The sequence below is a fragment of the Fictibacillus enclensis genome, from assembly GCF_001457035.1.
GTDB lineage: Bacteria > Bacillota > Bacilli > Bacillales > Fictibacillaceae > Fictibacillus_C > Fictibacillus_C enclensis.
In genome coordinates, this window is the sequence record NZ_KQ758619.1 from 275,432 (window position 1) to 301,490 (window position 26,059).

At 46.6% G+C, this 26,059-nt stretch carries 22 protein-coding genes and 1 pseudogene; 19 read left to right on the forward strand and 4 right to left on the reverse strand.

Features of this window, described 5'->3' with window-relative positions; genetic code table 11:
• Nucleotides 1–16: 16 nt before the first annotated feature.
• The 8 genes from AS030_RS16720 (at nt 17) to argH (ending at nt 11,922) form a co-directional block, all read left to right on the forward strand.
• Complete coding sequence (locus tag AS030_RS16720; RefSeq protein WP_061973699.1) at nt 17–1,318, forward strand: four-carbon acid sugar kinase family protein; 1,302 nt, start codon at nt 17–19, stop codon at nt 1,316–1,318.
• A complete protein-coding gene (gene pdxA / locus AS030_RS16725) occupies nt 1,302–2,312 on the forward strand; it encodes a 4-hydroxythreonine-4-phosphate dehydrogenase PdxA (protein WP_061973701.1) in 1,011 nt (336 codons plus the stop codon). The genes AS030_RS16720 and pdxA overlap by 17 nt, the downstream gene beginning before the upstream one ends.
• Before the next feature lie 376 nt (nt 2,313–2,688).
• On the forward strand, nt 2,689–3,891 hold the full coding sequence (locus AS030_RS16730; protein WP_061973703.1) for an ROK family transcriptional regulator: 1,203 nt from the start codon (nt 2,689–2,691) through the stop codon (nt 3,889–3,891).
• Nucleotides 3,892–3,906: 15 nt separating this feature from the next.
• Nucleotides 3,907–6,414 carry a PIG-L family deacetylase gene (locus tag AS030_RS16735; RefSeq protein WP_061973705.1) on the forward strand — a complete coding sequence of 836 codons (2,508 nt, stop codon included), beginning with the start codon at nt 3,907–3,909 and terminating at the stop codon, nt 6,412–6,414.
• 68 nt (nt 6,415–6,482) lie between these two features.
• Nucleotides 6,483–7,571, forward strand: a complete 1,089-nt coding sequence (locus AS030_RS16740; RefSeq protein WP_061973707.1) for an extracellular solute-binding protein — start codon at nt 6,483–6,485, stop codon at nt 7,569–7,571.
• A gap of 26 nt (nt 7,572–7,597) precedes the next feature.
• On the forward strand, nt 7,598–8,710 hold the full coding sequence (locus tag AS030_RS16745; RefSeq protein ID WP_061973709.1) for an ABC transporter ATP-binding protein: 1,113 nt from the start codon (nt 7,598–7,600) through the stop codon (nt 8,708–8,710).
• Nucleotides 8,707–10,392 (forward strand): ABC transporter permease, encoded by a 1,686-nt coding sequence (locus tag AS030_RS16750; RefSeq protein ID WP_061973710.1) that lies wholly within the window; start codon nt 8,707–8,709, stop codon nt 10,390–10,392. The genes AS030_RS16745 and AS030_RS16750 overlap by 4 nt, the downstream gene beginning before the upstream one ends.
• A gap of 21 nt (nt 10,393–10,413) precedes the next feature.
• Nucleotides 10,414–11,922, forward strand: coding sequence for an argininosuccinate lyase (gene argH / locus AS030_RS16755; RefSeq protein WP_061973712.1), 1,509 nt, complete (start codon nt 10,414–10,416; stop codon nt 11,920–11,922).
• Between the two features lie 9 nt (nt 11,923–11,931).
• On the opposite strand, the pseudogene AS030_RS16760 reads toward argH, so the two are convergent.
• A pseudogene (locus AS030_RS16760) lies at nt 11,932–12,195 on the reverse strand (AAA family ATPase); the annotation flags it as partial.
• Between AS030_RS16760 and AS030_RS23955 the strand changes: the two are divergent.
• From AS030_RS23955 to AS030_RS16770, 3 genes are all read left to right on the forward strand, one after another.
• The gene (locus tag AS030_RS23955) at nt 12,130–12,285 is read left to right on the forward strand and encodes a hypothetical protein (protein WP_162264561.1); all 156 of its coding nucleotides are present in this window, start codon (nt 12,130–12,132) and stop codon (nt 12,283–12,285) included. The pseudogene AS030_RS16760 and the gene AS030_RS23955 overlap by 66 nt on opposite strands.
• 88 nt (nt 12,286–12,373) lie before the next feature.
• Nucleotides 12,374–12,556 (forward strand): hypothetical protein, encoded by a 183-nt coding sequence (locus AS030_RS16765; RefSeq protein WP_061973716.1) that lies wholly within the window; start codon nt 12,374–12,376, stop codon nt 12,554–12,556.
• Between the two features lie 391 nt (nt 12,557–12,947).
• Nucleotides 12,948–13,409, forward strand: coding sequence for a hypothetical protein (locus AS030_RS16770; RefSeq protein ID WP_061973718.1), 462 nt, complete (start codon nt 12,948–12,950; stop codon nt 13,407–13,409).
• Between the two features lie 246 nt (nt 13,410–13,655).
• On the opposite strand, the gene brnQ is transcribed toward AS030_RS16770, so the two are convergent.
• Complete coding sequence (brnQ, locus tag AS030_RS16775; protein ID WP_276203867.1) at nt 13,656–15,020, reverse strand: branched-chain amino acid transport system II carrier protein; 1,365 nt, start codon at nt 15,018–15,020, stop codon at nt 13,656–13,658.
• A gap of 301 nt (nt 15,021–15,321) precedes the next feature.
• Here brnQ and AS030_RS16780 point away from each other — a divergent pair, with 301 nt between their 5' ends.
• The 4 genes from AS030_RS16780 (at nt 15,322) to AS030_RS16795 (ending at nt 21,278) form a co-directional block, all read left to right on the forward strand.
• Nucleotides 15,322–15,732, forward strand: a complete 411-nt coding sequence (locus AS030_RS16780) for a DUF4405 domain-containing protein (protein ID WP_061973720.1) — start codon at nt 15,322–15,324, stop codon at nt 15,730–15,732.
• A 22-nt stretch (nt 15,733–15,754) separates the two neighbouring features.
• On the forward strand, nt 15,755–16,210 hold the full coding sequence (locus AS030_RS16785) for a hypothetical protein (protein WP_061973722.1): 456 nt from the start codon (nt 15,755–15,757) through the stop codon (nt 16,208–16,210).
• Between the two features lie 95 nt (nt 16,211–16,305).
• The gene (locus AS030_RS16790; protein WP_061973724.1) at nt 16,306–16,980 is read left to right on the forward strand and encodes a DNA alkylation repair protein; all 675 of its coding nucleotides are present in this window, start codon (nt 16,306–16,308) and stop codon (nt 16,978–16,980) included.
• A 191-nt stretch (nt 16,981–17,171) separates the two neighbouring features.
• Complete coding sequence (locus AS030_RS16795; protein WP_061973726.1) at nt 17,172–21,278, forward strand: phosphodiester glycosidase family protein; 4,107 nt, start codon at nt 17,172–17,174, stop codon at nt 21,276–21,278.
• Between the two features lie 25 nt (nt 21,279–21,303).
• Here the strand turns inward: AS030_RS16795 and AS030_RS16800 are convergent, their stop codons facing one another.
• Nucleotides 21,304–21,528, reverse strand: a complete 225-nt coding sequence (locus tag AS030_RS16800; protein WP_074440595.1) for a YczF family membrane protein — start codon at nt 21,526–21,528, stop codon at nt 21,304–21,306.
• Between the two features lie 129 nt (nt 21,529–21,657).
• Between AS030_RS16800 and AS030_RS16805 the strand changes: the two genes are divergently transcribed.
• Genes AS030_RS16805 through AS030_RS16815 form a run of 3 tightly spaced genes read left to right on the forward strand, consistent with a single transcriptional unit; the run spans nt 21,658 to nt 25,603 of the window.
• A complete protein-coding gene (locus AS030_RS16805; RefSeq protein WP_061973730.1) occupies nt 21,658–23,262 on the forward strand; it encodes a spore germination protein in 1,605 nt (534 codons plus the stop codon).
• The gene (locus AS030_RS16810; RefSeq protein ID WP_061973733.1) at nt 23,259–24,473 is read left to right on the forward strand and encodes a Ger(x)C family spore germination protein; all 1,215 of its coding nucleotides are present in this window, start codon (nt 23,259–23,261) and stop codon (nt 24,471–24,473) included. Before AS030_RS16805 ends, AS030_RS16810 begins: the two co-directional genes overlap by 4 nt.
• 20 nt (nt 24,474–24,493) lie before the next feature.
• Nucleotides 24,494–25,603 (forward strand): GerAB/ArcD/ProY family transporter, encoded by a 1,110-nt coding sequence (locus AS030_RS16815; RefSeq protein WP_061973735.1) that lies wholly within the window; start codon nt 24,494–24,496, stop codon nt 25,601–25,603.
• A 35-nt stretch (nt 25,604–25,638) separates the two neighbouring features.
• Here AS030_RS16815 and AS030_RS23740 read toward each other — a convergent pair whose 3' ends face one another.
• Nucleotides 25,639–25,818: a hypothetical protein gene (locus tag AS030_RS23740; protein WP_141687109.1), complete on the reverse strand. Its 180-nt coding sequence runs from the start codon at nt 25,816–25,818 to the stop codon at nt 25,639–25,641.
• Between the two features lie 43 nt (nt 25,819–25,861).
• Between AS030_RS23740 and AS030_RS24610 the strand changes: the two genes are divergently transcribed.
• Nucleotides 25,862–25,987, forward strand: a complete 126-nt coding sequence (locus AS030_RS24610; protein ID WP_276203868.1) for a hypothetical protein — start codon at nt 25,862–25,864, stop codon at nt 25,985–25,987.
• Nucleotides 25,988–26,059 lie beyond the last annotated feature (72 nt).

Here is a 26,059-nt window from a genome sequence, read left to right on the forward strand (position 1 = left end):
AAAGGGGTTTTCTTACATGCAATTATTTATACTGGCGGATGATCTCACGGGTGCAAATGATTCCGGCGTCCAATTGTCAAAACAAGGCTTTCGGTCCAACGTTTGGTTTGATGCCTCCCGGGGAGAGGGAGATCGGGCTGATGTGGTGATTTATGATACGGACAGCCGGGCTGTACAGGAAGAAACAGCATATGACCGGGCACGGCAGGCGGTTACCTTTCTTGAAAACAGAGAGGATGTCCATGTATATAAAAAAATGGATTCTACCCTCAGGGGGAATATCGGAAGCGAGCTGAAAGCCGTAAGTGACGGCTACAGGCCGGAAATGGTAGTGATTTCTCCGGCCTTCCCGAAGCTCAAAAGGCAGACCATCAACGGCACTCTGTTTGTTGACGGATGTCCTGTGGAAAAAACGGAGTTTGGGAGAGACCCAAAAACGCCAGTGAACGAAAGCCATATTCCCACACTTCTTACGGGGCATGCTACTGGTCAGATTCAAACGATCGATACACAGCTGCTGTCCCGTTCGATTCCGGAGGTCAAAGCAGCTGTCGCTCAAGCGCTGGATGAAGGGAAAACATGGTTTGTCTGTGATGCTGAAACCGAAGAGCATTTAAAGAAAACAGCATCTGTATTTGCATCCTTCCAAAAAAAAGCGCTGTGGGCAGGATCAGCAGGATTGATTGAATACCTTCCGGATGCGCTTGGCCTGCAACCCCCCAAAGAAGCGAATGATGAAACAAGGGAAATCGGAAAAACCCTGACCGTTTCTGCGAGCTTGTCAGGGACAACAAAAACCCAGCTTGACAGGGTAAAAGAAATGAATGACGTCTGCATGCTCGAAATGGATCCTGCCGATCTTATCCAAGAAACATATGATGTGCAGACGATTGTGGATGAGGTAAAGCAAAAGAAGGAACAAAAGCATTTTCTCCTTTATGTTGACAGCTGCGAGGAGAATAGGAAAGCTGCAGAAAAGCTCAGTGTTCAACTGAACATGGACAAAAATCAGATTGGTGAAGCCATTTCAAGAGAGCTTGGCCGCATTGCCCGAAGCCTTTTAATTGAGTTTCCTGCCATACAGGGACTGGTTTTGACAGGTGGAGATACGGCTAAGGCGGTATGTTCAGAGCTTGGCATGGACAGGATGGAGCTCCGGTCCGAAATCGAGGCAGGCTTGCCGATCGGCAAATTAAGCAACGAAAACAGTGAATATTGGGCGGTCACCAAGGCTGGTGGATTCGGAAACGAACAATCCTTGGTACACGCGTTGAAATACATGACAGGAGAGGTGCTGGAATATGAGTCAAGATCATAAAAGTATTGTCGGAATTACTATGGGAGACGCAGCCGGAGTTGGACCGGAAATTATTTTAAAAAGTCTCGCTCACCAGGAAATTTATGATCTTTGTGCACCGTTTGTGATCGGTGATGCAAAAATACTCGAGCGTGCAAAAAGCTATGTGAACAGTGAGCTTGCCGTTCAAACGATCACAGAAGAAGAACTGGACAACCCTGATTTTCAGTTTGGAACGGTCTACTGTCTGGATCTGAATCTTGTACCTGGAGATCTTCCGGTAGGAGAAGTGTCCTCCATTGCCGGACATGCTGCGTTTGAATATTTAAGCAAAGCCATTGACCTGGCCAACCAAAAGAGAATTGATGCGATTTGTACTGCTCCTCTTAATAAAGAGGCATTGCATAAAGGCGGCCACAAGTATCCTGGCCACACCGAAATCCTTGCTGAATTGACCAACACCGACGAATTTTCCATGATGCTTTCTGCGCCGAATTTAAAAGTCATTCATGTGACCACTCATGTTGGCATTTTGGATGCGGTGAAGATGATCAATCCTGAACGAGTGTACCGTGTCATCAAACTGGCTCATGATACATTGAAAAAGTCAGGCATTGAAACACCGAGGATTGCGGTCTGCGGTATTAACCCGCATGCCGGTGAAAATGGATTGTTCGGCTATGGGGAGGAAGAAGAAAAAGTAATCCCAGGCGTCCGGAAAGCTCAGGAAGAGGGCATTAAGGTAGTTGGCCCGCTTCCTGCAGACACCTTGTTTTTCCGCACAGTTCGCGGTGACTTTGATATCGTCGTCGCCATGTACCATGACCAGGGCCACGGGCCGGTAAAAGTGCTCGGGCTCGATGCAGGCGTGAACATTACCGTCGGGCTTCCGATCATCCGTACCAGCGTCGATCATGGAACAGCCTTCGATATTGCCGGAAAAGGCATTGCCGAAGAAAAAAGCATGTCCGAGGCGCTTCGCCAGGCGGTTGAACTGGCTCCAAAAAGAGTTTAATCATTTAAAAGAGGAAGAGAAGGCAGAAGATGCTTTCTCTTTTTTTGTTCTTTATGAAAATGACGTGATATGCAACTATTTTTTGTCGAACCGCTAGTAATGTGCTCCAATCCGCAACTAATCACCCACCTTGGTTCCAACTTACTATGCCACCCTGCTTCCTATCTACCTCCCCCTGCCTAACACCCACGACCATTTCCTCATTTTGGAAAAACGAAGCCTTTGTGATTGAATTTTCAGAATACGTCTCTTACAATGGACGCAAAGTTAGGCATCTTTACTAACTAACCATTTTTTTATCCCCACTTTTATTTCCACATCAAGAGGCTTCATCATCCCATTGATCAAAGGAAGACTAAATAAAAGGAGAGAAGTGATGAAATCCAATCACAAGAGCGGGACCGCCTTTATGAAGGAAAAGAACAAGCGATGTGTTCTCCGTTGTGTAAAAGAAAAAGGACCGATCTCACGCTCTGAAGTCGCCGATCAGCTTCAGCTGTCCAAACCGACCGTTTCTGCCCTTGTGGAGGAGCTTCTTCAGGAAAATTGGCTAAAAGAAGTCGGACCGGGAAGCGCCGGCCTGGCTGGCGGGCGAAAGCCTATCCAGCTGTTATTCAACTCCAGGGCGGCTCACGTCATCGGAATCGATATGGGGGGCACAAAGGTAAGGGCGGGCATCTGTGATCTCGATGGCCAATTGCTTGCTGCCGATGAATTTCCAACCCAAACCCAAAAGAAATCGCTTTTGAAAGCATTGAAGCAAAACGTAGAAAACCTTTTGAATCAAGCTTCCCTAAATCCTGATGACATCCTCGGCATGGGCATTGGCGCGCCCGGAATGACGGATACAGAAAGAGGAGTAGTAATTGATGCCCCTAGTTTGAACTGGACGCAGTATCCTTTAAAAAAAGAGGCGGAGGCTTTATTTCCGTGGCCGGTCATGGTGGATAACGATGTGAATGTGGCTGTCCTTGGTGAACAGTGGCTTGGCGCGGCCAAAGGGATGGACCATGTGGTGCTGATTTCCATTGGTACTGGAGTAGGGTGCGGAATGCTGATCAATGGCCAGCTTTACCGTGGAGCGACTTGGGCTGCAGGCGAAATCGGCTATATGGTCACGGATATGGCTAAAGCGAGATGTGCAGACCTTCCGCCACCACATGAGGGGTACGGCTTTTTAGAACAATATGTGGGAGGCGCCGGAATCGTCCAGAGCATGAAGCAGGAACTAAAAGACCAGCCAGAGTCGCTCTTTCCAAATCATTTCTCCGCAAAGGATGTTTTTCAAAAAGCGAAGGATGGAGACCGGGCAGCAGGTAAGGTCCTTGATGAGGTAATTGATCATATTGGATTTGCTGCAGCCAACATGATTTCAATTATAAATCCTGAAGTTGTTCTTTTAGGAGGTGGCATTTCAAGAAGTGCAGATTGGTTTTTGCCCAGGATTCAGAAGACCATCCAAGATTTTGCTCCGGTATCGGCCCCGGTGCTTCCCACAGCTTTGAGAGAAAACCTCGGGGTTGTCGGTGCTGTATCGCTTGTGCTTAGGGAAACGGAAAGTGTACTTAAAGAGCTGTAAAAAGGAGATGGATTCATGAAACGTTTCATGGCTGTTATGATATCTGTCCTGTTGACCTCTATCTTGATGGTTCCAGCGAGTGCGCAGGAACAAACAGCAAGTGAAAAGCCGAAAGATCTATGGAGTGCGTTAAAGCCCCTTGATACCATCATCAGTTTCCTCAATACAGGCGCCCATCCGGATGATGAGCGAAGCGACCTGCTTGCCTACTTATCCCGTGGAAAAGGGGTAAGGACGGCGAGCCTGATCGCGAACCGTGGAGAAGGAGGCCAGAATGAAATCGGTAACGAGCTCGGAAATGCGCTCGGCATCATTCGTTCAAGAGAGCTGATTGAAGCCTCAAAAGTGACAGGGGTAACGGTGTACCACCTCAGCCGCAAACCGAGCGATGAAATTTATGACTTTGGGTTCTCCAAATCAAAAGAAGAAACGCTGGCGAAATGGGGAGAACAAACTGCCTATGAACGGGTCATCCGCATGATTCGTACATACCGCCCGGATATTGTTATGCCCTCGTTTTTGGATGTGGATACGGAGCACGGCCACCACAGAACGATGAATTACCTGACGATTAAAGCCTATCAGGATGCTGCAGATCCCAATGTGTTTCCGGAGCAGCTGAAAGAAGGGCTCAAGCCATGGGCCATCAAGAAGCTTTATCTGCCCTCCGACCAGAAAAATGCGACCACTTCCTTTGAAATCGGCATGATGGATGACGTATATGGCAAAACCTATCCGCAAATCGGTGAAGAATCCCGTTTTCTACACAAAAGCCAGGGGATGGGCCAGGACATACCTGCTGTACCAAGAACCATCAACCTGAAGCTTGAGAAATCCAGAGTGGGAACACCGGGAAAAGAACAAACTCTTTTTAATGAGATTCCTTATGATTTTAAAGAGTATGCCGGCACGCTCAGCGATAAACGTGTGAAGAAGAAGCTGGTAAAGCTGCAGGAAGAGTTTGATGGGATGATTGAAGAATATCCGAACAGAGCGGCGATTGCCAAAGATGTATATCCGGCCATCAAGCATACCGAAAAGCTGGAGAAACTTGTGAAAAACAGCTCAATGCCAACGGAAACAAAGAGTGATTTGCTTTTCCGTCTCGATATTAAAGAAAAGCAGCTTATGAATTTGGCGGCAGAAGCATCCAATGTGGATGTGCGTGTGGATCTCAACCAGCCTGTACTTGTTCAGGGCGGCTCTGCAAGAGTCACCGTCACTGTAAAAAATAACGGAAAGCAAACGCTCAAATACGTGAAGCCAGCCCTTCACCTGCCAAAAGGCTGGAAACAGGCGGGGAATGTACCAAAAACAAAGCTGAAGCGCGGCCAATCGCAAAAATTCACGTACGGAATTAAGGTTGCGAAGAATGCTTCTTATTATCAGCCGTATGATCCTTCTGTCATCACGGCCAGTATTGCTTATAAGGTTCATGGAACAACATCACAAAAAACGTATGAACCGGAACAGACAGCAGCGGTCCTGCCGGATGTATCGGTTACAAATGATCCGGAGAGCCTGGTGGTCAATACGGCCGACCTGAAAGATTCAATCCAAGTGAAGGTAGAAGCGAAAAACAATACTGCCGGAAAAGAATCAGCGGTGCTGCATCTTAATGCCCCAGAAGGCTGGAACGTGACCAACAATGATCAGGAGATTACCTTCAAGGAGAAGGGTGAAGTTCAAAGTGCCACGTTTACCATAGACCTTCCTCAATCGGTAAAAGAGAACGACTACAACCTCCAGCCGGAAGCCAGGGTGAACGGAAAACAGCTGAGCACATCGGTTCAGGTCATCTCGTACCCTCATATTGGCACCTTCTATTACTTGTATGATGCGGGAACGAAAGCAACCGCTTTTCCACTCCACTTTGATGTGGATAAAAAAATCGGCTATGTGGAAAGCGGGTTTGACAGCGTGTCCGGCAAGCTGCGTGCGGTAGGAATGAACGTTGTCTCCCTTGAAAAGGGTGAGCTGGAATCAGCGGACCTTTCCCAATTCGACACGATTGTGGTCGGCATAAGGGCATACCTCTCCAGGGAGGATTTGCTTCAAAATAACAGCAAGCTGCTGGATTTTGTGAAAAATGGCGGTCACCTGGTGGTTCAATATCACAAGCCGGAAGACAAGTGGGATGCTGAAAAATCAGCGCCGTACAAGCTTGTGATCGGCAGCCCGTCTATCCGCTGGAGGGTAACGGACGAGAATGCAAAGGTAACGATGACAAAGCCGGAACATCCTTTATTTAATACACCAAACAAAATTACCGACAGTGACTGGGACCACTGGGTACAGGAACGGGGTCTCTATTACCCAAGTGATTGGGACAACCATTTTGAGACGTTTGTCAGTATGGCCGATCCCGGTGAGCAGCCATTTAACGGAGGCATTTTGATGACGGACTATGGAAAAGGAAGCTATTTGTATACCAATCTCGTATGGTACCGCCAAATCCAAAACAACGTGCCGGGCGGATACCGGATTTTTACGAATTTAATTGATTACTCCAAAGAGCAGTAAGGAACGGAAGCAGGAGAGCAGCGCCTCTCCTGTTTTCCCTAATTATTTTTTTAAAGGAGTGAACCGTAATGGCTGGAAAAAAAGCATTATCCTCTATAGCAGGTGCTGTTGTCAGTTTATCGCTGCTCTTAAGCGGATGCATGGCGGGCAGCCAGACTGACAAAGCGAGCGGAGATAAAAGCAAGAGTAATTTGGAAGAAAAGGTTGTCATCTATTCACCGCACGGCAAGGATATTCTGCAGGAATTTGAAAAAAAGTTTGAAGCTAAAAATCCGAATGTCGATGTGGAATGGCTCGATATCGGATCCCAGGAAGTGCTGGACCGGGTTCGTTCGGAAAAGAAAAATCCTCAGGCCGATGTTTGGTGGGGCGCTCCTTCTGTCATGTTCAACCAGGCGAAGGGGGAAGGGCTGCTCGAGCCGTATAAACCAACGTACGCCAAGGCACTCGAAGATGAGTTTCATGACAAAGACTGGGCATGGAGCGGAACGAGCCAGACGCCCGAAGTCATCATGTACAACAGCAAGAAGCTGTCAAAGGGAGAAGCGCCAAAGGACTGGGATGACCTCTTGGATTCCAAATGGAAGGATAAAATTATTATTCGTTATCCTCTCGCATCCGGAACGATGAATACCATTTTCTCCGCAATGATATACCGCGATTACAAAGATTCAAAGGATCCCAAGAAAGGCTACGAGTGGCTGCAAAAGCTTGATGCCAACACGAAAGAGTATTCCGCGAACCCTGAAATCATGTACAGCAAAGTGGCTAAAGGGGAAGGAACGGTATCGGTTTGGGATATGCCGGACGTTGTCATGCTGAAGGAAGAAAAAAATTATCCGTTTGACTTTGTCATTCCCGAGAGCGGGACGCCTGTACTGACCGAAGGAATCGCTCTTGTGAAAAATGCCAAACATCCAAAAGCAGCGAAAGCGTTCTATGAGTTTGTGAATTCCAAGGAAGCCAACAAAATTCTCGCTGAAAAGCATTACCGCATCCCGACCCGTACGGATATTGATAACCTGCCAAAATGGATTGAAGAAACAAAAATCAAGCCCATGGACATTGACTGGAAGGTCTTTGAAAGCAAGTCCAACGGGTGGATGGAATATTGGGATAACAACATTAAAAACAAAGAAAAAGAACAAAAAGAGTAGTTTTTCGAGGAGAGGGGGAGCTGGACATGTCATCCGTAACGCTGAAAAACATCACAAAGTCATTTAAAACCGTTCAGGCGGTAAAAGAACTCAGTCTGGACATTCAAAAAGGGGAATTCTTTACCTTTCTGGGTCCGAGCGGCTGCGGAAAAACGACGACACTCCGGATGATTGCCGGATTTTATTACCCTACAACAGGTTCCATTTTCTTTGGGGACCGGGAAATGACGAAAGTCGCCCCGGAAAAGCGTAATACCGGCATGGTTTTTCAAAATTATGCCCTGTTTCCGCACATGACGGTTTATGAAAATGTCGCATTCGGTTTGAAGGTCCGGAAGCTGGCATCGGCCGAGGTGAAAAAGAGAGTAGAGGAAGCGCTTGCCAAAGTCCGGCTGAATGCTTTTATCAAGCGGCAGGTTAGCCAGTTGAGCGGGGGCCAGCAGCAGCGGGTGGCCCTCGCCCGCTCTCTGGTCATTCAACCGGAAATCCTGTTGCTCGATGAGCCGCTAAGTAACCTGGATGCCAGGCTGAGAGATGAGATGAGAACGGAAATTTTGCGGCTGCAGCGGGACTATGGAATTACCACCATTTATGTTACGCATGACCAGATCGAGGCGCTCTCGATGAGCGACCGGATCGCTGTGTTTAATGCGGGAGAATGCCAGCAAATCGGCACGCCCAAAGAAATTTACAACGAACCGGCCAATGACTTTGTGGCCTCTTTTATCGGGGAGACGAACTTGATTCCGATCCAGATGGAGGGGCGGGAAGGAGAAATACTTCAGTTTTCATGGGAGGATGACAACAACAAGAGGCTTATGGCAGAGATGCCGGCTGCGTTTTCTGAAGAAGAGCTTTTGTCCGTTTCGATACGGCCCGAGGCAGTAGAGGTGTACGGGGAGCCCCCTGTAAATCTGCAAAACGTGTATGAGGGGACCATCGAGCTGGCCCAGTTCACGGGAGCCTCTCTTAATCTCTTTATCTCACTTGGTGGAAAAGTGGTGCAGGCGATGGTGCTGAACACCATGGCACAACCGGAGCCCGAGCCCGGGGACCGGGTGTGGGTAAGGCTCCCTGAATCCCGTGTGCGTGTCGTTCCGCGTGTGCTGGAGCCAAAGGAAGGACGGAGGATTTCATGAAGAACCGGGACCATCGTTTCACACTTCTCCTTTTAATCCCGGTTGTTCTTGTTCTGGTGGCGTACGTTCTCTATCCATCGCTGCGCACACTGATTGAGAGCTTTCAAAACAAGGAAGGCTGGAGCGGCGGAAATTACAAAGATTTCTTTGCCTCTGAAAGCCGGTCCAACCTGCAGGCGCTTTGGAATTCGGTTTATATCTCCCTTTTGAGTGTTTTCTTTTCCGCCCTGATCGGTGTGCCGCTTGCCTTTATTTTTAACAAATATGAATTTCCGGGCAGGAGTTTCTTCTCGAGCGCTGCCATCCTTCCAATTGTTCTTCCGTCACTTGTTGGAGTAATGGCGTTCATGTTTTTGTACGGAGAGTCGGGGCTTGTTCCCAATGCGATGAAAGACCTGTTCGGACTGGAAAATGTGCCGTTTAAAATCGGCGGTGTGTCCGGCATCCTTATCGTTCATGCGTATACGATGTACGTTTACTTTTATATGACCGTCTCGAGCACAATCCGGAGCATTGATCCCTCTCTTGAGGAAGCGGCATACAACCTGGGCGCCAGCCGGATGACCGTGTTCAGAAAGGTGACGCTTCCCCTTTTGACCCCCGCGATTGTGGGAGCATCGCTTTTGGTGTTTATGACCTCCATGGCTTCTTTTAGTGCTCCTTTCCTGCTGGCGGGGGGCTTCAGGGTGCTCAGTCTGCAAATCTATTTTTCAAAAGTCAACGGCAACCTGTCCATGGCTGCCACCCAATCTGTCATTTTATCCATCGTATCCATCTCATTTTTGCTGTTCATGAGATGGTACCAGAACCGTCGTGATTACCGGATGGCCACCAAAGGGATTGGCGCTCACCGCAGTGAAATCAAAAATCCTTTGTTAAAAGGACTGATGGTTGCGGTTGGGATTGTGGGTGTCATCATTCTTCTTCTTCCGCACATGACCATTTTGATCCTGTCGCTCGTCCCGGACGGCACGTGGACGTATCAAACCTATCCTTCCGCGTTTAATGGAGAAAATTATTTATTTTTATTTACAGAGCCAAAAATATGGAACCCGGTGCGGAACAGTTTGATTCTGGCGTTTCTGGCCACGCTCGGAAATCTGGTGTTTGGCGTGCTGACGTCCTATGTCCTCGTGAAACGAAAGTTTGTCGGCAAGAATATGCTGGATATTATGGTGATGCTTCCGTGGGCATTGCCTGCTACGGTGGTGGGGATGAATCTCGTGCTGGCGTTTAATGAATCCTCCATATTTACGTTTGGGCATATCCTGGTGGGCACCTTCTGGATTTTGCCGCTTGCCTATTTTATCCGGCATATCCCGCTGGTTGTCCGCTCGACTAACGCGACACTCGAACAGCTGGATGACTCCCTTGAAGAAGTGGCCCGCAACCTCGGGGCCAAGTGGTTTTATCTGTTTCGGAGAGTCGTGCTTCCACTTGTGATGCCGGGAGTGATGGCCGGCACGCTGCTGGCATTTGTGGAAGCGGTCGGCGAATTTCCCACGTCGGTTTTGCTGTATACGCTCGGCAACCGGCCGATCTCAATTGAAATTATGAACCAGCTCCGCATGTTCAACATGGGGCAGGCGGCCGCCTATGGAATGATTCAAATCAGCCTGATCGGCCTGGTGCTGTTCATTTCGAACAAGTTTTTCGGCATCAAAGCCGAGCGGTCCCTCTAATGCAGAAGGAGGACACTAAAAATGAAATTTAAGGAAGCATTTATAAAGGAAGAAGGACGAACATTTCCGGGGAAAACGTATGAGGAACATTTACTAAAGCATGTGTTCAATGATCAGCGCGATTACCTGTTTACAGAGATGTTTGCCATTCACAGGGCGCATGTCGTGATGCTTGCCGAGCAGAATATCATTAAAAAGGAGGAAGCGGCGAGGATTCTGGCCGGTGTGGAAAAAGTAAGGCAGATCGACTGCAGCCAGCTGATTTATGATCCTCTTTTTGAAGACCTATTTTTTATGATGGAAAGCAGGCTTGCTGATGAAATCGGTCCGGACCTTGCTGGGAAAGTTCACATCGCCAGAAGCCGGAATGATATGGGTGTCGCGATGTACCGGCTTGTGTTACGGCGGCATATTTTAACGCTCATTGATCATGCACTCGGGCTTGGTGATGCGCTGTTGGAACAGGCAAAGGAGCATACCGAAACTGTGATGACCGCCTATACTCATACCCAGCCGGCCCAGCCCACCACGCTTGGCCATTATTTGTTGGCGGTCTACGACATACTGGACCGGGACATTCGCCGGCTTTGGTCAGCTTATCACACGGTTAATGCTTCTCCGATGGGCGCGGCTGCGCTCTCCACGACAAGCTTTCCCATCAGCAGAGACCGGATCCGTGAACTTCTTGGGTTTAGAAGTATTGTTGAAAACTCCTATGATGCCATTGCAGGAGGAGACTACTTATTGGAGACGGCATCTGCTGTAATGATCCTCATGACCGATACCGGCCGCTGGATTCAGGATTTTCTTCAGCAGGCTACACGTGAGTTTGGTGTTATTCGTGTAGCCGATCCCTACGTGCAGATTTCAAGCATCATGCCGCAAAAACGAAATCCGGTGTCGATTGAACATTCCCGCTCGTTGGCCAGTTCGGCCGCTGCCGAAGCGATGGCCGCCATTCATATGATCCACAATACGCCGTTTGGAGATATCGTGGATACAGAGGATGACCTGCAGCCTCACTTGTACCGAAGCTATGAAAAAGCCTCCCGCGTCCTTAAGCTCATGAAAGCTGTAATCACAACGATGGAAGTGGATGTAGAAAAAATGAAACAGCGGGCAAACCAGTCCTTCATCACGATCACCGAGCTTTCAGATGTGCTGGCCCGCGATAAGGAAGTGCCTTTCCGCAAAGCCCACCAAATTGCCAGTGTGGTTTCTAAAAATTGCGCAGCAGCCGGTAAAGAGCTGTATGAAGTCTCGGCAGACACGGTAAACGGCTGGATCAAACCATTTTTTGATGTGACTTTAACCAACGAAGAGTGGGCGGCAATCACAAATCCCCTGGAATTTGTGCAGCGGCGAAGGATTCAGGGAGGCACAAACCCCGTGGAAGTCAGCAGAATGATTTCGGAACGCGAAAAGACCCATGAGAAGCTGGTCCAAAGACTTGCAGACGAACAATCTTACTTAAATCAATGCAGCCAGCTGCTGGATACAGCCGTTCAAGACAGGATTGCAGATAAATAGTAAAGAGATTCAGGGCTTAAGCAAATGATGCATCATACGGTCAGGATCATCAAAAAATTGCTTCATCACTTGATAATGCTGGGTTTCCTCCAAGTTCACCTCTTGCATCCCATCTCCAGTCAGTTCCACGATTTTAGCTGAAGGATACGCCATTATAATGGGCGAGTGGGTTGCAATAATAAATTGCGAATGGTCGCTGACGAGCTCATGAATCCTGGAAACCATGGACAGCTGCCTGAGGGGAGAAAGGGCAGCTTCCGGCTCGTCCAGAATTCGTTCAACGATTTTACAGCCGCCAAATTGAAAGGAAAAGAATTGAATCCCGGAACCTTGTCCCGGTTCAGCCGGATGCTTCGGAAATAAGGAGAATACAGATCCAAGATATCTACCTCCGATCTAAAAAGATAATATTCATATTATAGTATAATGAGAGAAACAGGAGGTGCCTGAAATGAAACGATCCAAAAATTACACGGTCATGTTCCTTCTTCTTTCTTCTGCATCGGTCTCAGGGGGTATGGGGTTCCATCAATACGTTGAGTATGCGCCAACCATTGGCTATGGACTCGCTTTCCTTTTTCTCCTTGCGGCTGCCTTTGCACAAGGAAAAAGGGAGGAACCAAAGAATTGTTAATGAGTTTCAGACCGTACATAAGGTTCTATAGCAAGTGGAAGCCCCTCCATGTTAGGGCTTTTTTATTTAGTACTCGAAATTTTTACGAAGGGTATTCCATATATAGTGAATTTTAGAAGTAAGCAATAGGAGGTGAGTATATGCGGATTTTTAACGCTGCTCTTTAGAATCATACTCATGATCGCTTTTATCATTATCGGAGTCAAATTTCTTTCTTTTTTTCAGCTCCGCCCCCGTCGAAAAGGGATAAAAAAGTAGGTTGGATCCTTGGAATTGTTATGTTTTTCGTCGTGGTTATCTCAGGATTGATAGCTAATTAGGGACCCGTTTTCCCAATCGTTCATATACTGGTACGCAGGCTGAAATGATATAAAAAGGGGAGCGGACAGCAATGAATATCACGTTACCCATCCCATCCCGCTGGGGGATCAGCGCAGAAGTCGGCGGCAGGCCGCTTATCTGGGGAACGGTAGAAATCGATTCGATCATGGATCAAAAAATTGAAGGAAGCATCAATTTCAGGGGAGTGCCGATTCCAATTCAAGGCTACTGGACGGAGAACACGAGGCATATTATGTTTGATTCGCCGTACGCCACTTTTTCGGGCAATCTCTCTATTTATGACGATCCTTCTATCAACACCCGGCATTTTCTGATTAACGGACGGCTGCAGATGAAGCAAACGTCCATGATGGCCGGTGAGTATGGAACATGGGTGGCCTCCACCAATGCGCCCCTTGGACAGGGAGGCGGCATACCACAAGGCGAAAGCCAGATACCTCCTGTGGGAGCGTTTACCACCTCCGATTACCTGAACGGTGCGGTGAACAGAGGACAGCAAACAGCTGAATGAGAATTTCTCATTCAGCTGTTTTTAACCAAGGACGTTTGGAAACCTAAAGATCTTCTTGTTTGTAATTTAAAATTTTTATAGTTTAAATAACTTCCCGATTAACCAAACTTTTAAACAGCTTCTGTTGATATTTTTAGAAGATTCAAACTCTCATTAATTTATAGCAGGTAAACAAAAAAACTCTTGCGATGCTTATTAGCAACGAAAGAGTTTTAGCTGTTCAAAAATATAAAAAGTTAATAATCGTTAAGAAACCTGCCTGTCACGATTCTGGCCGGCAGCCACTTGCGATTGTACTCCCGAAATCAAGCCTACGAGGTGACCAACGAATGCTCCGACGATGGCCGGAACCACCCAGCCAAGTCCTGCATCATAGAGCGGCAGCACATGTGAGAAAAAGGAATTGACAGCCGGGATAGAAAGCTTGGCTGCATTTAAACCATCAAATACAGAAACAATAAACGTAAACAGTAAGCTGATTTGGTAAACCTGTCTGCGTCCTTTAAACAGGTTGTGTGCAAAGCTTAGAACGATAAGCATGATTGCCAGAGGATAAATGGCGGTCAGTACCGGAACAGAAATGGCGATCAATTCATTTAACCCTAGATTGGCGGTCAATGCACTGAAAACAGAAAGTGCAATCGCGAGGCCTTTGTACGATAGTTTTGGAAAAATGCTATGGAAATACGATGAACAGGCTGTCACCAGACCCACACTTGTGGTCAGGCAAGCCACCGTAATCATTAAGCCCAAAAACACATTTCCAAGCGACCCGAAATAATAGTTGGCTACAGCGGAAAGAACTTCACCGCCATTGCTCAATTGGCCAAGCTTTGAAACGCTTGAAGCTCCCATGTAAGAAAGGGAGGTATAGACAATCGCGAGAACGGAAGCAGCAATGAGTGCGGCTTTCGCACAGGTAACAGCGATCACCTTCTTGTCGCTGCCCCTTTTTTCTTTAATGGCATTGATGATGATGATGCCAAAAACGAAGGCAGCGAGTGTATCCATCGTCAAGTATCCTTCCTGAAACCCTTTAAAGAAGGAATTGGTTGCAAAGTCCTTGGTCGGCGCCTGGATCGGCCCAATTGGATGAATAAATGCGGCAATCACCAAAATACCGATAAACGTCAATTTGAGCGGTGTTAAAATCTTACCTACAATATCAACGATCTTTGTAGGGTTAAGCGAAAGCAAACAGGTGATGCTGAAAAATACGATTGTAAAAATCAGCAGTGGCAAATGCCCGCTGTTTTGCGGCAAAAACGGTTTTACGCCAATTTCAAATGAAACGCTGCCTGCACGTGGCAAAGCAAACAGGGGACCAATGGCCAGGTACAGAACAAAAGTATAAAGAGCACTGAACCACGGATGAACTCGGTTTCCCATATCGCGTAAGTCGTTGCTTCCGGAAATCCCGAAAGCAAATACCCCAAGCAACGGAACGCCAACACCTGTAATGAGGAAGCCAGCGTTGGCAATCCAAACGTTGCTTCCGGCACTTTGTCCGAGCATGGCCGGGAAGATAAGATTACCCGCCCCAAAGAAAAGAGCGAATAACATAAGGCCAATAACCAATGTATGTGAAGACTGAGTCTTGTTGTTAAACACAAACAACCCTCCGAATAAGAATATTGTGAATATTTATATTATAACATGTCGATTTTTGTCGATCAAACTGTCGAATACAATATACGATGATAACAACGCTCACAGAAGAAATCAAGGGGAAATTCAAAAAGAATTTAGTAAATTTCAACTTTTCCCTTTTGAAAGCTTTTTTTATTTAATTCTTAAACGGTTGAAGAAACTTTATACATAAAAAAGCCATCAAATGAGTTTTTTAAAATTAAGCTTTTCTTAAGGAAACCCCATTACATTGAAATCAGAAACTATGTACAGGGGTATAGAGATGAAGAAAATCAACTACGTAAAGTTTGTGATTGATGTGATCATAGCAGTTACGTTCGTGCTATTTTTTAACAAAAGGGTGTTGGGCGGGATGAAGTTTCATGAAGTGGCGGGTACCGCCATCGGGGTGGCTTTTTTAACCCACATGGCAATGAATTGGCGGTGGATCAAGAATGTAACGCGTAAACTTTTTGATAAAAAGCTTCCGGGCAAAACGCGTTTCAGCTACGGCTTGAATTTGCTGCTGCTCCTCTGCATGGCAACGATCATGGTCAGCGGAATTTTTGTATCAAGAGTGCTTTTTCCAAACGTGAACATAGGAAATGAAGGCTGGTTCAAAATGCTTCACATCTCCTTGTCGTTCCTGTCCTTAATCATTGTTGGCATCCATGTCGGAATGCATTGGAAATAGGTCATCACCGTTTGGAACAAAAATGTTGTCCATTAAGGAACCGAAATCCTGGATGAACTGGGCGGCCACAGGAGCGATGGCGGTGGTCCTGGTGTTTGGCCTCTTTCAGATCTATGAAACAGGATTTATGGCACGTGCAGCCAGCCCCTTCGGCTTGGCCGGGGGAAATGCAGTTGCTGCTGGAAAAGGAATGGACAGGGATGGGGATGGAGACGGTGGAAAACCGTTTAACCGACAGATCCAAAATGATCAAATCAACGGCACGAGTGAGAACAGGGAGGGGCAAGGACCCCCTGAACAGGGCTCATTCCAGCATGATCGTCCGGCTTTTGGCGAAGAGGGACACAGAGGCAGGGAAGGCTTTGGTGAACGCGGGCATGAATTTGGCGGGAATGTGAGTCCGTTGTCCGTTATATTCGTGATCGCTGCATACTATTTCACCCAATGGTATTCCAAGAGAAAAGGAAAAATCGTATAAGATTGGCCATTATGCCAGGCACACCTGCAGAGGATGCCTAGCATTTTTTTATTTGTTATAATTTAGAAAAAATGCCTTTCCTAGGAGGATGACCCATGGCAATGACGTATCTGGAAACGCTGCATGAAGAAATCCGGAGCCGGAAGAACCCGGCAGACGCTCTAAAAATGGCCGCATACATGAAAAATAAATTTCCCTTCGCTGGCTTGAAGTCACCCATTCTCAAAGACGTTATGAAGAATCATGTAAAAACATACGGATTGCCTGAAATGAGCATCCCAGAGATCACGAAAGCAAGCTGGAACTACAAAGAAAGAGAAATGCAGTATGTTGGCATGTTTCTCGTGGACAAGATGAAGCAAACCATCCGGGAGGAAGATCTGGACGCACTGGAGCAAACCATAACGAACAAGTCATGGTGGGATACGGTGGATCATATCGCGAAGCATCATATGGGGCACTACATCCAGACCTATAAGCACCGAGAAAAAGAATTGGTAGAAAAATGGATCCATTCCCCCAACATGTGGCTGAAGCGGACGGCCATTCTTTACCAGCTTGGCTATAAACAGGAGACAGATACCGACATTCTTGCCTATGTGATCCAGCAAGAAAAAGAGAACAAGGAATTTTTTATCCGCAAAGCCATTGGCTGGGCACTGCGGGAATACGCAAAAACCAATCGGGACTTTGTCGTGCGGTTTGTAGATCGTACGGAACTGCAGCCTTTAAGCCGAAAAGAGGCACTTAAGAACTTGCAGTTAACCTGATTCTCCTTGAACGATAAGGCATACAGGATGGAAGGCCTACAAGCGGAACAACTTTCGGCCTATTGTTTCTCGAACTCTAGTTATTTAGTATAACCATATAACAATATTACATATTTTTAACATTCATTTAATAATTTTCCATTACTGTATTCCTGTATGCCTAAATATGTTCACAGGAGGAAGCGATCTTAATGAAGATACGTTGGAAAAGGAAAATGGCCCCTTCCGCATTGGTTCTGGCACTCGTCACCTCTGCCATCATTCCTGATACTGTCACTGCCCTTGGAGAATTTCACCTGACCTCACCTCTGATTAAAACACCCATCAATGAGTACACCGCAGATTTAGCCCCTGGTGTCCAAGAAAAACATTACAGCTATGAAAATCAAGAAGGAAAGAAGATTGAAAGCTTTGTTGTAGATGTAGACCTTCAGCACCCTGGAGTATCGGTGGAAGCCGGAACCCCAAATGACAAGGGTGCCTATGGCCTGCAGCCGGTCAGGGCACAGGCCAAGGCTGCCGATTCAGAGAATCACAAAGTCGTAGCCGCCGTGAATGCCGACTTTTACAACATGGCTACCGGGGAACCGCTTGGCGTGATCTACAAAGATGGACGAGCTGTTAAAGAAAAGAACATGAACGGCTGGAACTTTTTTGGCATCAAGAAAAGTGGTCAAGCCATAATTGGGAACGCTTCCGAATACGAAGGTTTGAAGGCTGAACTAAAGGAAGCTCTCGGAGGCAATGCCATCCTGGTAAAAAACAAACAAATCTATCAGACGCCCCAAACCGGGCAGAACCTGGAGCCCAGGACCGCTGTTGGAATCAAAGAAGACGGAGATGTTTTCTTTGCCGTCATTGACGGACGTCAGGAGCCCTACTCTGCGGGAATTACGATGAAAGATTTGGCCCAGCTCATGATTGACCTTGGGGCGGTTCAGGCACTTAACCTGGACGGGGGAGGCTCGTCGACATTTGCCACCCGGGAGCTTGGCGGAGATACGCTTGAGGTGGATAATCTGCCGTCTGACAGAAACGAGAGAAGTGTCGCCAATACCTGGCTGGTGGCGGCCACAGAACCCTCGGACCATATTTTCCATTCCGCTTATATCAAGCCTTATGACGCGTCTTTTACCCAGGGGAGCGCGATTGATTTTGAAGCAAAAGGAAGGGACAAGTCAATGGCCTCGGCACCGCTTCCCGAAAGCGGTATGACATGGGAGCTCTCCAATCCGTCTTTTGGTGATATCGATGAGCACGGAAGGTTTACTTCAAACGGCAAGACCGGTCAACTTTCCGTTATTGCCAAGCATGATGGGAAAGAGGTGGGGCGCAGCCCGATTGAAATTGAAACGCCGGATCAGCTATATTTCTCATCGACTGAATTAACGGTCGGGCGAAACAGTAAAACGAAATTGGACCTGGTGGCTGAATTTCATAAAAGAAAACTGCATTGGAACCGAAATGATGTGGAATTTGATATCCCTGAGGGAATGGGCACCATTGATGAGGATGGAGTTCTGCATACAGGCAGTCAAAACGTAAAAGGAACGATTACGGCAAGGTTCAAAAACACCCATTTAGAAGCAAAGATCCATATTTCGGTGGGACAGCTTCCGGTCATTCTTCATGATTTTGAACAGGGAGCGGGTACCTGGAACGTTTCTACCGCCAACCGCGGAGAAAAAGGAAACTTGTCAGTATCTCAATACCCCCGACCAGTCCGTTTCGGTGACAAAGCACTGAAGCTGGATTTTGACCTGACGAATGCCCAAAGCGGGACAACTCTTGGCGTGTATGCCGGCCCGGGAACGCCAACCAAGATTGAAGGAAATCCAACCGGCATCGGCATGTGGGTGTATGGCACGCCTGAAGCGCAAGGGTATTGGCTGAGAATGTATCTTGTAGACGGGAATGGCAAGAACCAGACGATTAATCTGACAGAAGAAAGTCCGGGAATCAACTGGACGGGCTGGAAATACATCGAAGCAGAAGTTCCCTCCTCTTTTACCGGGCCATTTAAGCTTTCCGGCTCACAGGCCATCCGCATGATGTCTACAAAGTCTGGCATCACCGGACCCATGACAAAAGGTACGCTGTATGTGGACAATATCCGGGCGGTGTACGGAGAGAAAGTGGATGATCTTAATTCGCCGGTCATTGAATCGGTCAGCACGGAGGACAAAAGCTATACCACGAAAGAGGTAAATATCACGGCGAAGGTTCATGAATACGAGGATGATCCTTTTAAAACAGGCATCGATTGGGAAAAAATCCGTGTCATGGTTGATGGAAGGGATTATTCAAAGGCAGAAGGGCACTTTTCGTTTGATATGGATGGTTCGGTTTCGTTAACCGGGTACCAGTGGGCAGACGGAACCCATAAAGTTATGTTGATGATCCCGGATAAGTTCGGAAATCAGGCGATTCATACGAGCTATTTCACGGTGAGCACGAACAGCGCCAAAGTGGAACTGAACACTGCCCAAAAGGAAGCCTATTTAGGAGAGACCTATACTCTTGATCTTAACGTAACAAAAGCTGAGGAAATCACCGGATCCGTCGTAAAGGTTCAGATGGACAAGAATTTTCCTGTAAAGGATGTAGAGTTCGCGGATGGTTTTTCGGATAGTTCATCAAACTATGATGAAAATACAGGGATACTTACCCTCAACCTGAAAAACAGCACGGCAGCTGGAACCCTGAATGCGGCAGCCATTCATGTATCTGTTCCTTCGGATCTAAAAGAAGGAAGCGAGATGATGGTTGAACTCCTGGAAGGAACCATCAGCTATCAGAAACCAGTGGAAGAAACGTTCAATCCAACGTTTTCTGCCCAACCCGCGAAGGTGCCGGTAAAAGCAGCTTACCAGTTAAACGCTGAGCCGATTCTCATCGGAAAGCCAGCAACCCTATCTGTAAAAGACAACAAGGATTCAGCTGTAATCGGAGCTGATATTTATGCGGTGATTGGTGGAAGTAAGGAACCGACCCGTCTTGGACAAACAGACGCAAACGGCGGATTGACCGTTGATTCCATTACAAATGAAGTCAATGCTATCTCCCTGTATACCGTAAAGGATGGAAGGTACTCTTTTCCTTTAACGACACAGTCGTATCTACCGCTGGCGAAGGAAGAGGAAATCAAAAATATCCATGCTGCCCCTTCGGCAAACCCATTGACAACGAAAGCATTGACCTGGATGTCCAGCCCGCTTGGAAAGGAAAAGGCTCCTTATGTTCAGTACGCGATCAAGGCGGACTATGAAAGACAAGGGGAGGCAGCCTTCAGGAAGCGTGCCGGTACGTATAAGGACAACGTGTTCAATGGGGAGCTTGATCTCAAGAAAAACGGAATCATCCGCGTGAACACCGTAACGCTCAAAGGCTTAAAGCCGAGTACCCAATATGTTTACCGGACCGGCAATGGGCCTGCCGAGTCGGAGCTTCATGAATTCGAGACCCAACGTCCGAAAAAAATGTTTGAGTTTGCGGTCCTGGGAGATACACAGTCGCCTTCGGATTTGAGTCATTTTGACAAGATCCTCGCAGATCTTAACGAGAAAAAGATGCCGTTTATCATCCATGTCGGCGATTTGATCGATGAAGCATCCAAATTCAAACAATGGGATGATACATTGAGTGTGGTAAGCAAATATAAAAACATTCAGAGCACCGATATGATTTCTGTGCTGGGAAATCATGAATATATGGGAGACAACAAGGCGGACCTGGCCAAATCCATATTAGGACTTCCGCAAAGAGGGCCACAAGCGGACCAGGGGGGCACATACGCTGTGGACTACAACAACATGCACATTGCTGTTCTTGGTTTTACTTCAGAAAAAGAGGTATTGGAACAACAGCTGCAGTGGCTGAAACAGGATATGAGGAGTACCGATAAACCGTGGAAAATTCTCGTAACGCATCAGCCGCCATATTACACGAATCCTTTTGGCGGCAATGAGGTCATAAAAGAGAAAATTCCTCCTGTCGCAGATGAGCTCGGTATCGATATGGTATTTTCCGGACATGACCATTCCTACGGAAGGACAAAAAAGCTGAAAGCCGGAAAGGAAGACAGCAATGGAACGGTCTATGTTGTGGCAGGCACGACAGGAAACAAGCATTATGACGCAGTCGCTGATGAAAAATTCGAATATGTAAATATGGAGAACATCGCCATTTCCCTTCAGGCCACAGTGGAAAAAGATGTGATGACAATTTCAGCGATTACATCGGATGGCGAGAACATCGATGAGTTCACGGTGAAAAATAATGTGTATGAAGGCAAATAAAAGATTCAAGGAAAGAGAAGCCCAACTATTTCGGGCTTCTTTTTTTTGTGAAAAGTTGAAAGACCGATTGGAGAAAAAAGAGAGCAATAAGGATAACAGCCACAGTAATCTCGACAAGTTCCATTACCTTAAAGGGAGAAAGCTCAATCATGTAGGCGGTCCTCGCGCTGTAGCCTTGCACAAGGTCGAGAACATAAGAAAAGACGGTCAAAAAACAATACATGAAAAAAGTAATTAAAAAAATTTTCATTACATGATCACCTCCCATGTTTTAGTTTCTCCAAACCCATCGATTTCATGTTGTGATAAAGATTTAGAATAGTAAAAAGTGCGGACGGAAACGATAAGAGAAAACATGCAGGAAAGGTGTTGTACGCATATGCCGTCTTTTTTTAAAAAGAAATCTCAAAAAGGCAAAAAGACTGCAGAGAAACAAAAGAAACCGGCCGTATCTTCACCGCTTTCTGAAGTTTTGGAAGAAAACTTGGCAGTCATAACATCCAAGACAGGAAACAGTACAGATATCATTATCCGCCGTCTTAAACATTCGCCTCGTTTTAAAACAGAGTCCGCTATCGTTTATTTAAAGGGGCTGACCGATACCCAGACGGTTCAGGAAATATTGATAGAATCTCTCATGAAATCGGATCCTGTTGAACAAGAACCTTCAAGCATGCAAGAAATGGTTGAAGGGTATCTCCCTTTGGGTATTATGGAGTCGCTAAAGGATTGGGAAACGTTGTTTCAGGCACTGATGTCAGGCCACACGATTATTTTCGTAGATGGGTTTTCTGAAGCGATGAGTACCTCTACAGAGGGGGGAGAACAGCGCTCCATCGAGGAGCCGAGCACTCAGCGTGCCATTCGTGGTTCAAGGGAAGGGTTCACGGAATCGATTGAAACCAATATCTCGATGGTTCGCAGGATTATCCAAAATCCTACTCTTTGGACAGAAACGATGACCATTGGAAGAGTCACCAAAACAAAGGTGACGATTATGTATATCAAGGGAATCGCAAGAGATGACATCATTGAGGAACTCCGCAATCGATTGAAAAAAATTGATATTGATAGCGTCCTGGAGTCCGGGTACATAGAGCAGTACATCGAAGACCAGTCTCTCACCGTGTTCCCTACCCTTTATCACTCGGAGCGTCCGGATGTGGTGGCAGGTAACCTTCTTGAGGGTCGATTTGCTCTCTTTGTTAATGGATCCCCTTTTGTTCTCTTGGGACCCGTCGTATTCATACAGTTCTTTCAGTCGATTGAGGATTATACCGAACGGTTCTACATCTCAACCGCTCTGCGTTTATTGCGTGTTCTGATCTTTTTTATTTCGCTCATCGGTCCGGCAACGTATATTGCGGCCACCACCTTTCACCAGGAAATGATTCCGACCCAGCTGTTGGTTGCGATCGCTGCTCAGCGGGAATCCGTTCCGTTTCCGAGCTTTGTTGAAGCGATAATTATGGAAGTCACCTTTGAAATTTTAAGGGAAGCAGGTATTCGAATGCCTAAAGCGATCGGGTCTGCCATATCCATCGTTGGTGCGCTGGTCATTGGGCAGGCAGCCGTTCAGGCTGGTGTTGTTTCGGCGGCCATGGTGATCATCGTTGCCATCACAGCCATTGCAAGTTTTGCGACGCCCTCTTTCGGGATTGCAATCTCAACCCGCCTGCTCCGGTTTTTATTTATGATCAGCGCAGCCACGTTTGGATTTTATGGCATGATTCTGGGCTTTATCATACTGGTCGTTCATTTGTGCGGTCTGCGTTCATTTGGTGTTCCTTACATGTCACCGCTGGCTCCCTTTGTTCCAGCTGACATTAACGATACCGTTATACGAGGTCCGTTGTGGGCCGATAGAAAACGGCCATCCTTTATGAGTGGCCAGAACCAATTAAGGCAGGGTGAGGAGACAGGCAGACCTGAACCGGATAAAAGCAGGCAGATGGTTACAAAAAACGAGGGCGATGCCCAATGAAACGGCATGTGGCAGTTTTTTTTATCATGGTCCTTTCTCTATCTTTCCTGGCCGGCTGCTGGAGCAAAAAAGAGCTGAATGATCTGGCCATCGTGTCTGCGGTAGCCCTTGATCTGGACAAACAAGGGCGATTTATCGGAACGTTTCAGTTCGTTAATCCCGGAAATGTCACCGGCGGTTTTCAGGGGGGCGGTGGCGGGCAGGGAAATGCTGTCTCTGTCTATTCCGCTAAGGGAGACAATATGGATGAAATCAGCCGCAGAATGTCGACCAAAGTTTCCCGAAACCTTTACTATGCCCACGCAAACCTGTTGGTGATCAGTGAAGAACTTGCAAAGAAAAAAGGCATTCTTCCCATTCTGGACGCGTTTGACCGGGATCCAACCTTCCGCAATACGGCAACCGTTGTCATTTCCCATCAGGCAAAAGCAGCAGATCTGGTTAAAACCTTAACAGCTATCGATAAAATTCCCGCCAATAAAATGATCAAAATGCTTCGTTTCTCGGAAAGAGTATATGGAGGAACAATGAACGTGATGATTATGGATGTGGTCAGGGATTTAACGGATGATGGCAAACAACCGGTGATCAGTGGTTTAAATTTAAAAGGATCTGCCGAGACAGGTAAAACGTTGCAAAACATCATGCAAACCACACCGGAATCAGCACCCCAGATTGGCGGGCTAGCCCTGTTTAAAGACGGAAAGCTTACGGGCTGGCTTAATGGCAGTAAGGCAAGAGGCGCAGTATGGACATTAAACAAAATCAAGAAAACAGAAATCAATATTAATAAAAAGGGAAAAAAGGCAGCCATTGTCCTGGAAGTGATCCGCCAGAATACAAAAATATCGGCCACAACAATCGATGGGACTGCCCATCTCATGGTAAAGGTTGAAACGGAAGGAAATATCGGTGAAACGAAAGTGCCGATCAACTTGAAGGATCCGATGGTTATTAAACGTTTGGAATATGGTTTTGAAGGAGCCATAGAAAAAGAGATCAAATCCGCAATAACTGTTGCGCAGAAGAAAAAAACCGATATTTTTGGCTTTGGAGATGCCGTTCATCGGTCACAACCAGAAACGTGGAAAAGAATATCAAAAAATTGGGATGAAGATTATTTTGCCAAGGCAAACGTGAAGATAAAAGTAGATGTATTTGTAAGAAGAACAGGGCTTAGGAGCAATTCCTTTTTATCCGACGTCAAATAATTAGCGAAAGGGGCAGACAAATGGAAAAAGCAAAAATAACGGCATACCAGTTGTTTGCCTTGGTTCTTTTATTCGAGCTGGGGAGCGCCCTTCTTGTGGCCTTAGGAATTGAAGCCAAGCAGGACGCCTGGATTGTCATTCTTTTGGGAATGATTGGAGGATTGCTGATATTCTTTGTCTTTTATCGCCTTTATTGCTTTTATCCGGATTGTTTACCTACGGAATATTTACAAAAAATTATGGGGAAAGGTCTCGGCAAGTCGGTTGCTTTTTTGTACATGCTGTACAATGTGTATTTGGCGGCCAGGGTGCTCAGGGACTTTGGGGCCATGCTTCTGACGTTTGCTTACATAGAAACTCCGCTTTTTATTGCCAACACCCTGATGATTCTCGTCATTGTCTATTCTGTCTCCAAAGGAATCGAAGTGTTGGCGCGTACCGGAGAATTGTTTCTCGTATTTATTTATTTTTTGGCGGGTTCAGGCGTCTTGCTTGTCTTGTTTTCAGGCGTGATTGATTTGCATAACCTTCAGCCTGTCCTAGAAAATGGATGGAAACCGATTATTAAGACGACGGTTAGAGAAACGATTTATTTCCCATTCGGGGAACTTATCGTCTTTACGATGATCATGCCGTATTTAAGGGATGCCAAGAAGATAAGAAATGTAGGCATTTTCGGTGTTATCGTAAGCGGAATCTCTCTTGCGCTTGTGATGGTGATCAACATCAGTATCCTTGGGGTGGATCTTACTGAACGGTCACAGTTCCCATTACTCAGCACGATTCAAACGATACAGGTGGCTGATTTTCTTGAGCGTCTGGATGTTTATTTTGTAATTGCTTTGATCGTTGGGGGATTTTTTAAAGTCGCTATGTTTATCTATGCAGCTGTCATAGGAACAGCGAACATCTTTACTGTTACACCTCCTTCTCGGCTGAGTTATCCCATAGGTCTTGTTGTTCTGATATTGTCCATGACGATGGCCAGCAGTTTCCCGGAGCATCTAAAAGAAGGGGTAAGCATCGTACCTCTCCTCCTCCATCTGCCCTTCCAGATCATTTTCCCTGTCTTGCTTCTTGGTGTGGCCTACTGGAAGAACAGAAAACATAAAAAACAAGGTACCGGATAACTGAACCGGCACCTTTTGTTCCCTAGTAAGCTTTTTTAATATGGGTAACCAGGACGAACGCCCTGGCCGTCATGGGAGATCAAATGCTGAAGCTCATGGCAGAAGGAAAGCTCTTTCTTTACAAGATGCTCCCCGAAACGGTCGTTCGTCTCTCTGAACGTCACGTGAAAAGAAAAATGGTCGCAAAAGTAAAACAATAAGAACGGATGGCGCATAGGTGTCATCCTTTTTTATGATGAAAAAAAGGAGAGTTGGAATTTGTTTCGAATTAGGAAGGCATATGGTGGGGAGCCTTACGTGTTCAGTGTGATGGGGTTAATGCTCCTTGTTATTATTGTGCGTATTGTTCAAGTGGAAAAGCGGCTGAAAGAGCTTGATAAATAAGTTTTTGATCAAAAAATAGCGGGAAAAGAATAAGGATAAAAAAGTATTCAATGCGATTGTAGAGGAGCGGAG

Bases quoted from the DNA above. Each gene is read 5' to 3' on its own strand.
- AS030_RS16720 (WP_061973699.1), top strand. From the start codon at position 17: ATGCAATTATTTATACTGGCGGATGATCTCACGGGTGCAAATGATTCC.
- pdxA (WP_061973701.1), top strand. From the start codon at position 1,302: ATGAGTCAAGATCATAAAAGTATTGTCGGAATTACTATGGGAGACGCA.
- AS030_RS16730 (WP_061973703.1), top strand. From the start codon at position 2,689: ATGAAATCCAATCACAAGAGCGGGACCGCCTTTATGAAGGAAAAGAAC.
- AS030_RS16735 (WP_061973705.1), top strand. From the start codon at position 3,907: ATGAAACGTTTCATGGCTGTTATGATATCTGTCCTGTTGACCTCTATC.
- AS030_RS16740 (WP_061973707.1), top strand. From the start codon at position 6,483: ATGGCTGGAAAAAAAGCATTATCCTCTATAGCAGGTGCTGTTGTCAGT.
- AS030_RS16745 (WP_061973709.1), top strand. From the start codon at position 7,598: ATGTCATCCGTAACGCTGAAAAACATCACAAAGTCATTTAAAACCGTT.
- AS030_RS16750 (WP_061973710.1), top strand. From the start codon at position 8,707: ATGAAGAACCGGGACCATCGTTTCACACTTCTCCTTTTAATCCCGGTT.
- argH (WP_061973712.1), top strand. From the start codon at position 10,414: ATGAAATTTAAGGAAGCATTTATAAAGGAAGAAGGACGAACATTTCCG.
- AS030_RS23955 (WP_162264561.1), top strand. From the start codon at position 12,130: ATGAATCCTGGAAACCATGGACAGCTGCCTGAGGGGAGAAAGGGCAGC.
- AS030_RS16765 (WP_061973716.1), top strand. From the start codon at position 12,374: ATGAAACGATCCAAAAATTACACGGTCATGTTCCTTCTTCTTTCTTCT.
- AS030_RS16770 (WP_061973718.1), top strand. From the start codon at position 12,948: ATGAATATCACGTTACCCATCCCATCCCGCTGGGGGATCAGCGCAGAA.
- AS030_RS16780 (WP_061973720.1), top strand. From the start codon at position 15,322: ATGAAGAAAATCAACTACGTAAAGTTTGTGATTGATGTGATCATAGCA.
- AS030_RS16785 (WP_061973722.1), top strand. From the start codon at position 15,755: ATGTTGTCCATTAAGGAACCGAAATCCTGGATGAACTGGGCGGCCACA.
- AS030_RS16790 (WP_061973724.1), top strand. From the start codon at position 16,306: ATGGCAATGACGTATCTGGAAACGCTGCATGAAGAAATCCGGAGCCGG.
- AS030_RS16795 (WP_061973726.1), top strand. From the start codon at position 17,172: ATGAAGATACGTTGGAAAAGGAAAATGGCCCCTTCCGCATTGGTTCTG.
- AS030_RS16800 (WP_074440595.1), bottom strand. From the start codon at position 21,528: ATGAAAATTTTTTTAATTACTTTTTTCATGTATTGTTTTTTGACCGTC.
- AS030_RS16805 (WP_061973730.1), top strand. From the start codon at position 21,658: ATGCCGTCTTTTTTTAAAAAGAAATCTCAAAAAGGCAAAAAGACTGCA.
- AS030_RS16810 (WP_061973733.1), top strand. From the start codon at position 23,259: ATGAAACGGCATGTGGCAGTTTTTTTTATCATGGTCCTTTCTCTATCT.
- AS030_RS16815 (WP_061973735.1), top strand. From the start codon at position 24,494: ATGGAAAAAGCAAAAATAACGGCATACCAGTTGTTTGCCTTGGTTCTT.
- AS030_RS23740 (WP_141687109.1), bottom strand. From the start codon at position 25,818: ATGCGCCATCCGTTCTTATTGTTTTACTTTTGCGACCATTTTTCTTTT.